The organism is Granulicella sp. L56 (assembly GCF_009765835.1).
GTDB lineage: Bacteria > Acidobacteriota > Terriglobia > Terriglobales > Acidobacteriaceae > Edaphobacter.
Genome location: NZ_LMUS01000006.1, coordinates 1,479,735 through 1,494,500, shown reverse-complemented (window position 1 = coordinate 1,494,500; position 14,766 = coordinate 1,479,735). Strand labels below are relative to the sequence as shown.

Sequence of the window (14,766 nt, the reverse complement as noted above, 5' to 3'; positions counted from 1 at the left end):
TATGTCGTCATGTTGCGACCACAATGCAACTTTTCCGCGCTGGGAGGTGATTGCTCCGTAACACTTATGCCATCTGTACCGCGAAGCACGTAGCGGCCTTACAATGGGATTGCTTTGCGGCGAGTTGGCGGCGTGACGGCCAAAGCGACAGCAGCATTCACGACCATGAATGATAGACCTGCACATATTTTCCACTGAGCTGCCACTGTGACTTCACCATGTTAGATTTCTACGAGCTATGCCTATTACAAACTAAGGTTGCGGAGGACTTCTCAGAGTGCTGTCGGTTGTCATAACGCTCATGCTGCTGGTATCTCCATCTGCGGTTGCTCAACAAGCATCCCCAATGCCCTCAGGTGGTTCGACGATAAAAGGCATTGTTCTCAGCTTCGACGAAAAGCCGGTGAGCGACGCCGCCGTTACATTGGAGAAGAAGAGCGCCTCGGACAATTTAGAGATGAAGACGAACGCAAGTGGTGCCTTCGAGTTTTCGCCCATCGCGCCGGGCAGTTATCAGCTTGCTGCAGAAAAATCAGGATTACATAGTCAAGTCCTTACAATACTCGTACCGTCCAAAAATAATATAGAAAAGATACGTCTTGTGCTTCAGGAGCCAGGATTGGCTTTGAGTGACAAGCCATCGGCGCAACCTGAAGCGCAGGCCATGGAGTTCACCGATCAGCCCAACTTTACTGTTGCGGGAGTTACTGATTGGACCGCTGTAGGGGGGCACGGATCGGACTCGATCCTGCGAACCAGTGAGTCTCTCGCCAGTGATACTGCCACACTCAAGCCGCAAGATGCAGGTCATATCGCTGCAGGCGCTCCATCAGACTCCAAGGTAGAAGAGGAATCTGAAAGTAAATTACGAGTGGCCCTCGCCAATGCTCCTGGCAGCTTCGAAACAAATTTCCATATGGGGGAGTTTTACCTCAGTAATAAGCAGTACCAGGAGGCTATCCCCTTGTTGGAGAGTGCCTATCGAATTGATTCAAAGAATGAGGGGAATCTGTATGACCTGGGACTGGCGTATGTGGGGAGTGGTGATCTCTCGAAAGCTCACGGGCGAATTCATGAACTATTAGAGAATCATCAAAGTGACGGCCTGTATCGATTGATGGGCGAATTGGATGAAAAATCGGGTGATCCGCTGTCGGCCGTTCACGAATATGAGCAAGCGGTAAAGCTTAGCCCAAGCGAGCAGAATTATTTTGAATGGGGTTCTGAGTTACTTCTCCATCGTGCTGTTTGGCAGGCGCAGGAAGTTTTCCGCAGAGGTGCAGATGCATATCCTAAATCCGCCAGAATGCAGACAGCGCTAGGCACTGCGCTCTTTGCTGGTGCTCGCTACGATGAGGCGGCACTGCATCTTTGCGCTGCTTCCGATCTAAATCCAAGTGATTCCAGTCCTTACATCTTCATGGGCAAGATCCAGATGGCGGCGCCAAATTCGTTAGTCTGCATCGAGCCAAAGCTAGCTCGCTTTGTGCAGCAAGAGCCTGAGAACTCAGTTGCTAACTATCTTTATGCAATGGCCATCTTGAAGCAGCAGGAGAAATCGCCCGACAAACAGGCAGTAGAGCTGGCTTCAGTTCTATTGCTGAAGGCTGTGACGATTGACCCGAAATGCAGCGAGGCCTATCTTCAACTCGGAATTATCTCTGCTTCGCAGCGTTCTTTTCAGAGCGCGATCGACTTCTATAAAAAAGCAATTGAAGCAAATCCTCAGAATGTAGATGCTCACTATCACTTGGCAATGGCCTACGACCGGACTGGTCAGTCGTCAAAGGCCAAACAGGAGTTACAGCTTCACGACCAGATTAAGCGACAGCAGGCGGAAGCTGTAGATAGGCAACGGAGAGAGGTTAAGCAGTTCCTGATTGTCCAACCAGGAGATTCCGGAATTTCAGCAGTAAAGTGAATAAGCCTAAAGATAGCCACGAATAAAACTATTCGGCTTGAACGGTATCAGGCTGTTCTTTCTATATTCCAGTGGATTTTTGCGTCAATTTTGGTTTGAAGGATGTTACGATTCCATCCCCTTCGCGAATTGTGATGATTTGATTCGCTTTAACATTTGGAAATCGTTCGACCTTTTGTGTCGTTGGCCACTTCACCTCGACGAGGTCTACGGCGCCGGCTTTCCCGATGCCAAAGTGGAGACGCAAGTCACTTTGCGACATCACGCTGGTACCGCTGTGTACTTCATCCATTTGTATGTGCTTGCCGGTGATAACTCGTACTCGCGCACCTATGGCGGTGCGATTGCACTTAGTTCCCAATAGCTTGATCTTGATCCAGTTCTGCTTATTGCCTCCGTCATTACGCAGAAGGGATGGTGGATCGTTCAGATTTAGCACAAGCGCATCCATATTCCCGTTGTTGTTATAGTCCCCGAATGCAGCGCCACGGCTGGAAAAGCGTTCGCTGATTCCGGGACCCATCTCCGAGGAAACATCCTTGAAGGTCCCATTCCCAAGGTTCTTATAAACCAGTCGCGGATTCTTAAATGGTTCGCCCAGGTTATAACGATCGACTTCAGGGTAGACATGCCCATTTACCTGAAGGATGTCCTGCCAACCGTCATTGTCATAGTCGATGAAGCCACATCCCCACGCCACATAGCGATTGTTGACCCCAATGCCCGAAGGAGAGGTCGCGTCCGTGAAGGTCCCATCGCCGTTGTTGTGGTATAGATTACAGGTGTCGTCGACAAAGTTGGTCTTGAAGATATCGAACCATCCATCGCAATCATAGTCAGCGACTGCGACGCCCATTCCAGCCTGCTCGTGTCCGTCGGCGTTGTAGGCACAACCTGCCATTACCGCGATATCGGTAAATGTGCCGTCATGGTTATTCTTGAACAGAATGCTGGCTTCTGAATCTACAGCAATATAAATATCTGGCCATCCATCGTTGTCGAAGTCGTAGGATACGGGCGTGATCGAATAGCGTGGCCCAGGTTTCAGAATCCCGGATTGCTCGGAGACATCAGTAAAAGTCCCGTCTCCGTTGTTGTGATAAAGAATGTTAGTGTCGCCGGGAAGTCCGCGCGGCCCGCATAGAATGGGCACGCCTTTCCACTGGCAGTAGTGAGTCGCACTGTCGGAAGGGATGTGGTCCAGGTCCAGCTTGATGTAGTTGCAGACGAATAAATCAAGGTGGCCATCACGGTCATAGTCAAGAAAAGTACAACCAGCGCCCCAGCGTCCTTTTTCCTGATAAAGACCGGCCTTGCGAGCTACGTCCGTGAAGGTGCCATTCCCATTGTTGTGAAAAAGCATATTGTGCCCAAGGAAACAACAAAAAAGATCATCCCATCCATCGTTATCGTAGTCGCCCACGCAGACGCCAGTCTGCCACCCTGTAATCCCCAGTCCTGACTTCCCGGTAACATCGGTGAACGTACCGTCGCGATTGTTCTTATAGAGTTGCGAGGTAGGTGCTTTTCCGGGCGGCCAGGTCGCGTCGAGACGATTTCCGTTGGTCAGGTAAATATCAAGCCACCCATCATTGTCATAGTCAAAGAAAGCCAACCCGCTTCCTTTGGTCTCAATGATCGATCGTTTATGCTCTATACCACCCCATACATTGGGAACGGTCAGCCCGGCCTGCTGGGCCACATCCACAAATTGAACTTCTGACGTTTTCGAATCCAATGCAGCCGCTTCTACGGTCAGAGAATGCTTCCATCTCCAAAGTGGAGTGGTCAGTGCATCGGTCAATGCGCCACCAAGTAAGAAGAGGGAAGAACCGATAAAGCGCCGTCGCGGAGAGATCATAGATGGGTGCAATTATAGCGATAGTTTTTGGCCGATAGTGATGTGTGCCATTGTGTGTCGATCTATTGGGAAATAACTATCGCAACAACTCTAGAGCTTGTTTTGCTTCCGAGTTCTGCGGCTGCACGAGCAGCAACTCCTGCAAGGCCTGTTTCGCTTTTTCTTTTTTATCTTCCATTGTGTAAAGACGTGCGAGATTGAGATATGACTGCTCATTGTCTGGAACAAGCCGTACTCCAGTCCTGAATTGCTCTTCAGCCTTTTCGTAATCTTTCAATCGCACAAAAATAATACCGAGATTATTTAAAGCTTCGGGATATGCGGGCCGAATCAAAATAGCCTTTTGCAAATAAACTGCTGCGGTCGGAAGTTGGCTCTGCTGCGCATAAAGCATCCCAAGGCTGTAGTTGCCTTCGGGATCATCGGGCTGGATCCTAAGAGCATGAGTGAGGTATTCCTCTGCTTTCCCGAAGGCCCTCTGTCGCCGATAAATATTTCCCAGGTTCAACAGAGCGATTTCGTAGTCCGGCCTTAGCTGCAACGCTCGTTCAAAGTTTTCGATGGCATCTGCGGCGTGTCCTTCCTGCGCGTTGATCATTCCCAGGTTGCTCCATGCCTCCGGATAATTCGGGCGCAATTTAAGAGCTTTATCAAGATAGCTGCGTGCTTGCGAGAGATCGTTTCTACGCAAATTAAGAGTGCCGAGGTTGTAATACCCTTCAGGGTCATCGGGCTTTGAGGCAATCACCTGCTGGAAAGATTCCGCCGCCTGGTCAAGATATCCATGCTGAAAGAGCGCCACTCCATAAGTAAAATCATTGCGCTGAAACGATCCTTGAAAGAGCTCGCCCTTCAAAGGAATGGCACGAGAACTTCGTTCTGCAGCATTTGTCGGTGCGGTTCTTGCATCTTCCAGTACATGCTCAGGATCGATTGCACCCTGATAAATTTTGACGATCATGCCATTCGCGTCCAGCAAGAAAGATGTCGGAATTGCAAGATCCCGGCGACGATCGAAGAGATAGCGATAGATGATGTTGTAGATGCATGCCACTTCTTCTGTGGCAAAGAGAACAGGAAAGGAGAGCTTCTCTGTTGTCGCCATCGAGCGGGCGGATGGAATGTTGGTAGTCTCGTCAATATTTACTGCAACGATCCCCAGACGGCTCGCTGCAAACTTCGACCGTTGCTGCTGAAGAGATCGCAGTTGCTCGCGACAGATTGGAGATGTCGTCGCCCAGAAGTTGAGCAGCACGAAATTGCCCTGTAGTTGTCGAAGCTCTCTCATATTCCCGGCCAAGTCAGGCAATGAAAATTCGGGAGCTTTCAACGGAGAGATCAGCCACGTCTCCACTTGAGATGGAAGTGACTCCGACGGCGATGGTAGATTTACTTGCGTATATGCTTCAGGTGTTGCAACAAAGGCTTTAGCCGCGTACGACTTGTTACCTTCTTCAATTTCAATGCGATGGTTTGCTGGCAAAGATTCAAACTTCTGAAGGATGCCGCTCGGCCAGCGAACAGTTGCGTTTAGCGGTCCCTTTGGTTTTCCGATCCCAAAGAAGACCTCTTTGGAGTGTTGCCCAAGAAACCCTGAGCCTGCCTGTAAATATTTGGTTTGTGTGAGAGAGTCTGTCTCAACAGTAATTGCGGCCCCGATCGCATCCCGGTTGCTCTTGTGCCCCCGTAACCGAAATGTGATCGAGTCGCCGATGTCGCTCATTGCGTTGTGCAGTATTCGTAGTTGAGGTGCATTGCGATTTTTAAGGATGACCTCCAGCCGTCCGTCATGGTCGATGTCGGCGAGAGCGAAGGAACGGCTATCTTCGATGAAATCCAGTCCTACAACGCCGGAGACTTCTGAAAACGTTCCGTCGCGATTGTTCGCGAACATCACATTTCTTTCATAGGCGTTCCATGAGTTATCCGACCGGATCAATTCATTGATGGCATTCCATCCATGTTCGTATGCCAGCGAAGGCGTGGCGTCCTCTGGCGATTTCGCCACGACCTGCCGCCAGAAGAAACTTGCGATATCGCTTCGGTCCACCGCAGATATGTAGCCGTTCGTCACATAGAGATCGGAGTAGCCATCATGGTCGAAGTCCCAAAAATCCGATGACCAGGACCAGCGGCCCATGGCTACTCCAGCCTGCTGGCCGATGTTTTGAAAAGTTCCATCTCCCTGGTTTCGATATAAAGCATTCCCTCGTGCGTGTCGCTGATAGAGAGCGCGAATACTTTGTGGGGCCGCCTGGTGAAATTGTGCTTGTTCGGAAACCCTTTGGCCAGACGCCTCCCACATGCTTGTGATGTAAATATCCTGGCGGCCATCATTATTGAAATCGGACCAACACGCGCTCATTCCGGCACCGACATCTTCGATGTGCGCCTCTTTGGAGGCGACGGTAAATGTCCCATTCCCGTTATTGCGGTATATCTGGGAGCTTCCAAAATCATTGGCGATACATAAATCCGGCAGGCCGTTCGAGTGAGACTCGCCCCAGGCACACGCAAAGCTGTATCGGTTATTGTCTACGTTTAGCCCTGCAGCTTCTGTCTTTTCTACAAACTGCCCATTTCCTTCATTATGCAGCAGATAGTTTGGCGGCCCGTTGCGCGCATCGTAATAGGGAACAGGGTAGTGATACTGATCGAGACCGAGATAATACATGTAGGTGCAGAAGTAGACGTCGAGGCGTCCGTCGCCATCGTAGTCAGCGATTGCGGCATGGGTGAATGTTCCCTGAGGGGGATTCGTAAACTTGAAAGCATCACGCTTGAGCGAAAATGTGCCATCACCCTGGTTTTGGAAGAGCAGGGGCCCGCTGCCGCAAACTACCAGGAGATCCTGAAGCCCTCTGTTATCAAAATCCGCGAACAGAGCACATGCAGTGTTGTCGAGTGCACCTACTCCGGCCTTTTCCGTCACATCTTCAAAGGTGCCGTCGCCGCGGTTCCGATAGAGCCGGTTCGGCAATCCTGCGGGCTGGCAGATGTATAAATCATCGAATCCATCGTTGTCGTAATCGCCGGCAGCCACACCGTTATTTCCGTATAGGTCGATGCCGCAAGCGCCGTCGAGAATCGTCCGCCAATAGTCGGCTCCGTGAAGCATTTGGCTTTTGTAGGACTCAACACCGCTAAGAGCTTTCGCAGTCACGTCGAGAAATGCGGTGCGGTTCCCAACGCTCAGGATCTCTTCGCTGGCCTCCCACTCATGGGCTATCCATTCATTCGATTGGCTGCGTGACCATTCAGTTTGCCAAGACCCAACCCGCTCCTCACGTTGAGTATCTTTACGAATTGCCACAATATCGTATCGAATCTCTAGTTGGACTGTCAGAGGTGCGCCGATCGTCTCCTTGATCCCGTAGATTTCAAATTCAGCAACCTCAATCTTGGAGATTGCTCCGAGCCACGTTTGGAGTTCCTGGACAAATTGATCAGGGTGGGACGGCAATGCCCCACTGAACTGTCTTTTTGTTGCGTCGATCCCGTATCCCGAACGCAGTAAAACCTCTTTGACGGGATGTAGAGGCGAAGTTTTGATAGCCGGGGACAGTAGCTTCAACAAGCTCGGAAGGTTATGAATTGACTCTCGAAGTGACTGGCTCCACTGCTGGAGGAGCGAACCAATCTCGAAGGCGTACTTCTCGGTCGGATATTCATCCGAGCCTGGAGCTACCAGGCTAAGAACGTTCGTCAGCGGCGACTTTGTTGGGTAATGAGGCTTGAAACGAACGTCGGTGAAAGGGAATACGGATTGCGGGTTGGAGGGATCAGGGGGCGCGAATAAAAAAGATGATCCCCAAAAAGGGGCAGCACGGAGCAGCAGAGGAGCGAGGCCCGCGCTTTTAAGTAGTGCTCGCCGAGAGAGTGGCGTTTTTGTATTGCTTCGATCAGGCATGATTTTCTGGGAGCAGTGAAGTAGGAAAGATGCCCGCAGAATATCACCCTATCTTGATCTGCCCCTGCATGTTTGCTTCGAACCTTTTAGCCCTCAATCTTGTAACTCTATGTATAGGCTAATTTAGTCGACCGTGCGAACCAGTCAATCATTTGGTTGATTCCGGATCAAATCTTTTAGTTGACATGGATTCTGTTATCAGCTAATGTTTGCAATCGCATAACATGCAACCGTTTACAGCATAGTCAAAGTTTGGGCCTGCTTCGCCGTAATGACTAAATGATTAGAAGAAAACAAAACGGAATCGAAAGAAAATGATGAAATTTGAGGGCACTAGGATGGCTACTGATCGCAACATTCTGAATTGGTTAAAAAGAAGCGGCTGCATAGCACTGGCGTGCTTTTGCCTGCTCTTACTCACACCGAATTACGCTGCAGCCCAGGTTGACGAAGGCTCGATTACCGGGGTCATTCAGGATGCAACCGGCGCGGTTGTTCCAGGCGCTCAAGTCAATCTTTTAAACACCGATCAGGGCATCAAGCTCGATGTAAAGTCGAACAACGCTGGCCAATACACCTTCTCCCCGGTCAGAATCGGTCACTATACCATTACGGTTAGCGCCCCGGGCTTTTCGACGACGACCCAAACAAATCTGGCGGTAAACGTTGGGCAGTCCCTGCAGGTCAATGTTCAGCTCAAGCTGGGCTCCACGGCCGAGACAGTCGAAGTCAATACTGCGCCCCCGCTTCTACAGACCGATGAATCGTCGGTCGGCCAGGTTATCACCGAGAGGAGCGTCAACAATCTGCCGCTCAATGGCCGCAACTTTACCTTTCTCGCCCAACTCGGCGCCGGTGCTCAATCGCCCCAGGCCGACACGCGTGGTAACGCGGCTTCCGGTGCCTTCTCCGCCAACGGCCTTCGCCCGTCGCAAAACAACTATTTGTTGGATGGCATCGACAATAACTCCAACGCCGTTGACTTCCTGAACGGAACAAACTTTGCCGTTCTGCCTCCGGTCGATGCAATCTCGCAATTCAAAGTTCAGACCGCGGCTTTCAGCGCCGAACTGGGCCGTTCTGCCGGCGCCGTTCTAAACGCTACCATCAAGTCCGGTACGAACAGCATCCATGGAGCCGCATGGGAGTTCATCCGCAACGATAAGCTTGATGCCGCAGATTACTTCGAGCACACCAATGCCGGTACTGAGAAAGGCGCGTTGCGCCAGAACCAGTTCGGTGTCTCCGCTGGCGGCCCGATCATCAAGAACAAGGTCTTCTTCTTTGGCGACTATGAAGGCTTCCGGCGCGTGCAGGGAACTGTCTCCACTGGTTCCGTGCCGACACCGACCGAGGTCAGCAGCGGCTTCACCAATCTCGGCGAATTGATTCAGCAAGGAAAATCGCAAACCGATAATCTTGGCAGAACGGTTCCTCTCGGGGCAGTTCTTGATCCTGCAACTACGAGATTGGTTACAGCAGGCACCGTTGATCCTGTGACTGGAATCACAGCAGCCAATACTGGATATGTTCGTGATCCCTTTGGAATAGGAACCTGCTCCGGCGGTACTGGCACAACCAACTTTTCCAGTGGTTGCACTTTGAATCAGCTACCAGGCAGCAGACTCGATCCAGTTGCTCTCAAGCTATTGACTCTTTACCCGGCTGCCAATTCTGGAAGCGGCATCGTCAATAACTATGTAAGAAGCCCCAAGCTATTCGAGCACAAAAACTCGATGGATGCTCGCCTCGACGTCAACCCTACTCAGAGTGACCAGGTCTTCGGGCGATTCAGCTATGTCGATGACCCGCAATACATCCCGAGCATCTTTCAAGGCGTTGCAGATGGTGGCGGATTTCAACAAGGTACCCAGACAGCCAAGTCCAGCCAGTCAGTCGTCGGCTATACCCACGTATTCACACCAAAGACGATCAACGTAGCCCACGTTGGGCTCAATCATCTTCACACCACTCGTTTCGGCCCGGCAGGCGGTACCAACGGCATTCCGGATCAGTATGGAATCCAGGGCATCCCGCAATTTGCTGAAAACGGCGGTCTTCCCGCTATTTCCATTGGCGGCTTGGCGACACTCGGCAGTAACTCGTTTCTGCCGTCGGACGAAGTCAGCCAGACACTCCAGCTTACAGACGATTTCACCAAGATCTGGGGAAATCACAGCTTCAAGGTGGGCATTGAGTCTCAGCATGTGAAGTTCTCGGTACTTCAGCCAGCGTACTCGCGTGGAACCTTCGACTACAACGGTCAGTACACCGATGTTCCGCAGGCAAATAACGGCGGGACGGGCCTTGCGCAGCTCCTGCTTGTTCCGACAGCAGCGACTGTCCCGAATGGAGTCGACTTCTCTGGTGGCTCCGACGCGATCAATGCTTCCAACGTCAACAAGACCTATGACGCCAGAACTTATCTGGCGACTTACTTACAGGACGACTGGAAGGTGACCCCAAAGCTGACTCTCAATCTGGGTGTGCGCTGGGACTATTTCAGCCCGATCAAGGAGACCAACGGTGGCCAGGCTAATTTTGTGCCGAACGGTCCAACCGGAAATGGCGTTCCAACCTTCCTTATTCCCGCCTCAGGAAAAGACGATCGAAGCTTGTCTACCAGCTTTACAACGCTGCTGGCCAAAGATGGAATCGCGTTGGACCAGACAGACCAATATGGCCAGGGTCTGGTAAAGACGCCGAAGAACAATTTTGCGCCGCGTGTTGGATTCGCGTACCAGATCAACCCAAGGCTGGTCGCACGAGGAGGCTTTGGCTTCTTCTACAACGCGTTTGAAAACCAGGGGTATGGCCCGAACATTGGCGAAAACTATCCCTTTGTCTTCAACTTCGGCTACTCCCCCGTCGTGCCTGCCAATAGCCCCAACGGACTCTCGGCGGTCTCGCCAATCAGTTACAACACGCCTTGGGCAGGCTGTTCCACTGCCGGCCCGGGTGGTACTGCAACGATTAGTTCTGGGCTCTCCTGCGTAGCGTTCACACCTCTGGCTGTGAATGCCCAGGGTCTGGGTTTGCAGGGACTTCAGTTCAACGCTCAGACACCTCGTACCACCAGCGTGAACGCCACGCTGCAATATTCGATAACGCATAGCATGTCTCTAACAGCGGCATACGTCTTTACCCAGGCGAAGTACCTTCAGGGAGGGATTGGAGCAAACAACGTCACTGCACTCCTGCCTTCAGGTGCAAGCACGACCAACACTTCGAATCCAGGTGCAGGTGGAACAGTACCGTTCCCGGACTTCTCGGGGGGAAGTTATCAGACAAACTATGGGCTAAGCGACTATAACGGCTTGCTGATGACACTCGAACAGCAGTACTCCAATGGCCTCAGCTTCCTTCTTACCTATACCTACTCCAAGACGCTCTCGGACGCTGGCGATCTGCTGAATGGCGGAAGCACAGGCGGTCTGCGCGCACCCTCGGTCCCGGGTCTTGGTCCTATATTCGACTGGGGTCTGGCCGACTTCGATATCCGTCAGGTAGTCCACTTTAGCGGCGGATATGAACTTCCAATCGGCAAGAATAAGCGCTTCCTCGGTAACTCTGGGAGAGTGGCCAACGCGGCAATTGGAGGATGGTCGGCAAACTGGATCGCTTCGCTTCAGGGTGGTCAACCGCTATCCCTCGGCTGCCCAACGGGCACAACCTCGGGAACGGGCTGCAATGACGTTCGCGTTGCAGGTCAGAGCCCGAAACTCGGCATCTACAAAGACTCAAACGGCGCGGTGAATTGGATCGGAAATCCTAAGGCCTTCCAGCAGCCCTGCGAACTGGGGGCTGGTGGCGCAATTCTAAACTCGCCTGGTGGTTGCATTCCGTACACAGGGAGCGCGGTCCTGGGATTTGCAGGTCCCACCACCACGGGTCCAGGGTTCCATCGGTTGGACTTCTCGTTGTTCAAGGCAATACCGATCAACGATCGCTTCTCAATGGAATTCCGAACGGAAGTCTTCAACATCTTCAACCACCCGAACTTCAATGCTCCTGGCTTTGGTGGCAATGGTGTTGTATCAATCTCCGGATCCACCAACTTCAACAATGGCAACTTCGGAGAAATTGGATCCACCCGGGATGCTCCTTACGATCCCCGGCAGGTCCAGTTCGCTCTCAAGCTGTACTACTAATGCAGGATGGATACGCCCCGGAAAGGTGCACAACCTTTCCGGGGCGTATCCTTTTGTAGAGCGCTTTGCTCACGTGGCTATCATGGAGGCGGAATTGTGAGCGGAAGGGCCTGGTGCCGGCACGCGTTATTTTGTTCTTTATTGGCCTGGACGACATTCGCGACAGCCGAAGGCGCTCAGCAACAGAAGCTAAATCGTCAGTTTCAATCGGCGGTAGCCCAATATGACGCCGGACAGTTCAAAGAAGCGGCGGCGCAACTCGAAGATCTATTACCTCACGTTCCCAATAATTTTCAAGTCGAAGAACTTCTGGGTCTTGTCTATGCCTCAATGTCCCAGGACGCAAAAGCGGTATTACATCTCAAGGCAGCGGTCCGCCTGAATCCGAACTCGGAAGCTGCAAGGACCAATCTGGCAGCCAGCCTTTCCCGTCTCGGCGATGCTCAATCCGCCGGCGAACAACTCCGAAAGGCATTTGGGCTGGCACCGCATGACTATACGACGAACCATAATCTGGGTGAATTCTATATTAAGTCCGGAAAGATTCCGGAGGCACTTCCACTCCTGAAACAGGCGCAGACGATTGATCCCTCCTCTTATGACAATGGCTACGATCTCGCGATGGCGGATCTTGTCACAGGACAACTCGCCGAGGGACGGCAGCTTGTCCAAAGCCTTATCCAAACGAAGGACACAGGAGAGCTTCACAACCTGCTGGGGCAGGTAGACGAGAAAGATGGAAAGTTTGTGGCCGCGGTAAACGAGTTTGAAACTGCCGCTCGCATGGACCCAAGCGAAGATAATTTGTTTGATTGGGGAAGCGAATTGCTTTTGCACCGCACCTACGAGCCTGCAATTGAGGTATTCCGTGCGGCTTCTCATCACTATCCAACATCTCCTCGACTGGCGATTGGACTAGGAATGGCACTGTATGCCCGGGGATTTTATGAGGACGCTGTGAAGGCGTTGCTTACGGCTGCCGATCTAAATCCCTCCGACCCTCGCTGCTATCTCTTTTTATCCAAAGCGTATGATAGTTCTCCGAATCAGGCAGATGAAGTAATCCTAAGGTTTAGGCGATATGCTGCTCTCAAACCGAACAATGCGTTGGCGCAGTACTATTACGCGATGAGTTTATGGAAAGGCAAGCAGGTTGCAGGTTCAGGCCTGGACTTCCAAGAGGTTGAGGCTTTGCTCAAAAAGTCGATAACACTTGATGATTCGATTCCGGAAGTGCATATGCAGTTGGGCAATCTGTATGCAGATCAACGTCAATTTGAGAGGTCGATTCCTCAATATGTCCGCGCGCTTGAACTGAGTCCAAATCTTCCAGATGCTCACTATCGCCTGGGAACGGACTATGTCCATATGGGACAAAAGGATCGCGCGCAGTCTGAGTTCGCAACTTACCAAAAGCTCCGGGCCCAGCACATGGCGGAAATCGACAAGGAGAGGGCTGAGGTGCAGCAGTTCATTTATTCCTCTAAGCCGGAGCCCTCGACTAAGCCTTGACTTGATATGCTTGTCGACTGGGCGAAAACAGTCAGAATCGATGATGCGTGGCGCCAGTTAGCGAACCGTAAAGAGGGAATAGGGAGATTTCATGAGGCAAGTATCCTTCCGTAAGGCATTTACGACACATTCTCCCGACAGAAGGACGCTCAGTCCTCAGGAGATTGCTCGTCATCTTGGCCACACCAGGCGAGATTTTCTGCGTGAGGCGACAGGAATGGCCTTGGGGGCCTCGCTTATGGGAGCAAGCCCGTTTGTTCATGCAGCGACGACTGCAAAAAAGAGGAAGGTAATCGTCATTACATTTGGCGGTGGCGCTCGCGATCAGGAAACCTTCGCCCCCGAAGGGCAGATCAATATCCCGCACATGCTGGGCGAGCTGATTCCGCAATCGAGTTTTTTTACGCAGGTTACAAACCAAGGAATTCTAGGCCACTATGTCGCAACCGCAAGTTTGGCCACCGGCGTATACGAAACCCTTAATAATTTCTCCGCAGTGCCGCCAGAGCATCCTACTGTGTTCGAGTATTTCCGCAAAGACCTTAGACGTCCCGTCTCAGATGCATGGGTTGTCGCGCCAAGCAATGGTTTTAATCGGATAGGGGAGAGCGATTGCCGCTCCTATGGTCCTGGGCTTGGAGCCCGAGTCATTTTGCCAAAACATCTCCTGAGTGCAGTAACCTCGGGCACTGGCGTCCAATACGAGCACTTGCTGCACGACAACTACGAAACTCCACTTTATGCACCGCAGGTTGGAGGGGGTGAATTCGAATTGGAGCAACTGCAGAACATATTAAAACTTTCAGTAGATGACTTCAGAACACACGCAAAGACGTTGTCAAGTCCTGATGAGCTTTCGGTATACATTGCCAGACGACTGATGAGGCAGGAGTCCCCCAGCCTTCTATGGATCACCATGCACGATATCGATGTCGCCCACTCTGGAGCGTACTCGCTCTATGTAGATGCTATTCGCCGCACGGATCGGCTCTGTGCGGAGCTCTGGAAGGCTGTTCAGGAGGAGCCGGAATATGCTGGAAATACCACCCTGCTCATCCTCCCTGATTTTGGACGGGATGCTGATCAGGACTCAGGCGGAAATGGTTTTCAGCATCATCGTACAGGCGATCCAGCCTCTCGAACCACATGGATGATGGCCCTTGGGGCAGGTGTCCGTTCCGGCGTTGTGTACGACAATCCAGTGCAATCCATCGATCTGGTTCCTACGATCGGGGCAATCATGGGATTTTCTGCCGCACAAGCTCAAGGCAAGCCAATCATGGATCTGCTCTAATATGCTGCCCCAGGATCTCCAATCCGATCAATTTGCGGGATATCCTCCGTACCCAAGGAAGCTGGTCCTTGCCCATCTGATGGTATTTCGACAGCTTCCCCTTAGCTTTCTGGCTGC

The 14,766-nt window shown here is 51.9% G+C and carries 6 protein-coding genes; 4 read left to right on the top strand and 2 right to left on the bottom strand.

What is annotated here, in order from left to right; all coding sequences use genetic code 11:
• Positions 1-277: 277 nt before the first annotated feature.
• The gene (locus GSQ81_RS14010) at positions 278-1,921 is read left to right on the top strand and encodes a tetratricopeptide repeat protein (protein WP_158911317.1); all 1,644 of its coding nucleotides are present in this window, start codon (positions 278-280) and stop codon (positions 1,919-1,921) included.
• Positions 1,922-1,982: 61 nt separating this feature from the next.
• Here the strand turns inward: GSQ81_RS14010 and GSQ81_RS14005 are convergent, their stop codons facing one another.
• Positions 1,983-3,659: a CRTAC1 family protein gene (locus GSQ81_RS14005; RefSeq protein WP_254060195.1), complete on the bottom strand. Its 1,677-nt coding sequence runs from the start codon at positions 3,657-3,659 to the stop codon at positions 1,983-1,985.
• A gap of 199 nt (positions 3,660-3,858) precedes the next feature.
• Complete coding sequence (locus GSQ81_RS14000; protein WP_158911315.1) at positions 3,859-7,692, bottom strand: FG-GAP-like repeat-containing protein; 3,834 nt, start codon at positions 7,690-7,692, stop codon at positions 3,859-3,861.
• Positions 7,693-8,030: 338 nt separating this feature from the next.
• On the opposite strand from GSQ81_RS14000, the gene GSQ81_RS13995 reads away from it, so the two are divergent.
• From GSQ81_RS13995 to GSQ81_RS13985, 3 genes are all read left to right on the top strand, one after another.
• Positions 8,031-11,843, top strand: a complete 3,813-nt coding sequence (locus GSQ81_RS13995; RefSeq protein ID WP_158911314.1) for a TonB-dependent receptor — start codon at positions 8,031-8,033, stop codon at positions 11,841-11,843.
• Between the two features lie 96 nt (positions 11,844-11,939).
• Positions 11,940-13,355 carry a tetratricopeptide repeat protein gene (locus GSQ81_RS13990; protein ID WP_254060194.1) on the top strand — a complete coding sequence of 472 codons (1,416 nt, stop codon included), beginning with the start codon at positions 11,940-11,942 and terminating at the stop codon, positions 13,353-13,355.
• A 238-nt stretch (positions 13,356-13,593) separates the two neighbouring features.
• On the top strand, positions 13,594-14,649 hold the full coding sequence (locus GSQ81_RS13985; protein ID WP_254060193.1) for a hypothetical protein: 1,056 nt from the start codon (positions 13,594-13,596) through the stop codon (positions 14,647-14,649).
• The last annotated feature ends 117 nt before the right edge of the window (positions 14,650-14,766 follow it).

Coding starts and splice junctions, on each gene's coding strand:
- GSQ81_RS13985 (WP_254060193.1), top strand. CDS start 13,594: ATGGGAGCAAGCCCGTTTGTTCATGCAGCGACGACTGCAAAAAAGAGG.
- GSQ81_RS14000 (WP_158911315.1), bottom strand. CDS start 7,692: ATGCCTGATCGAAGCAATACAAAAACGCCACTCTCTCGGCGAGCACTA.
- GSQ81_RS13995 (WP_158911314.1), top strand. CDS start 8,031: ATGGCTACTGATCGCAACATTCTGAATTGGTTAAAAAGAAGCGGCTGC.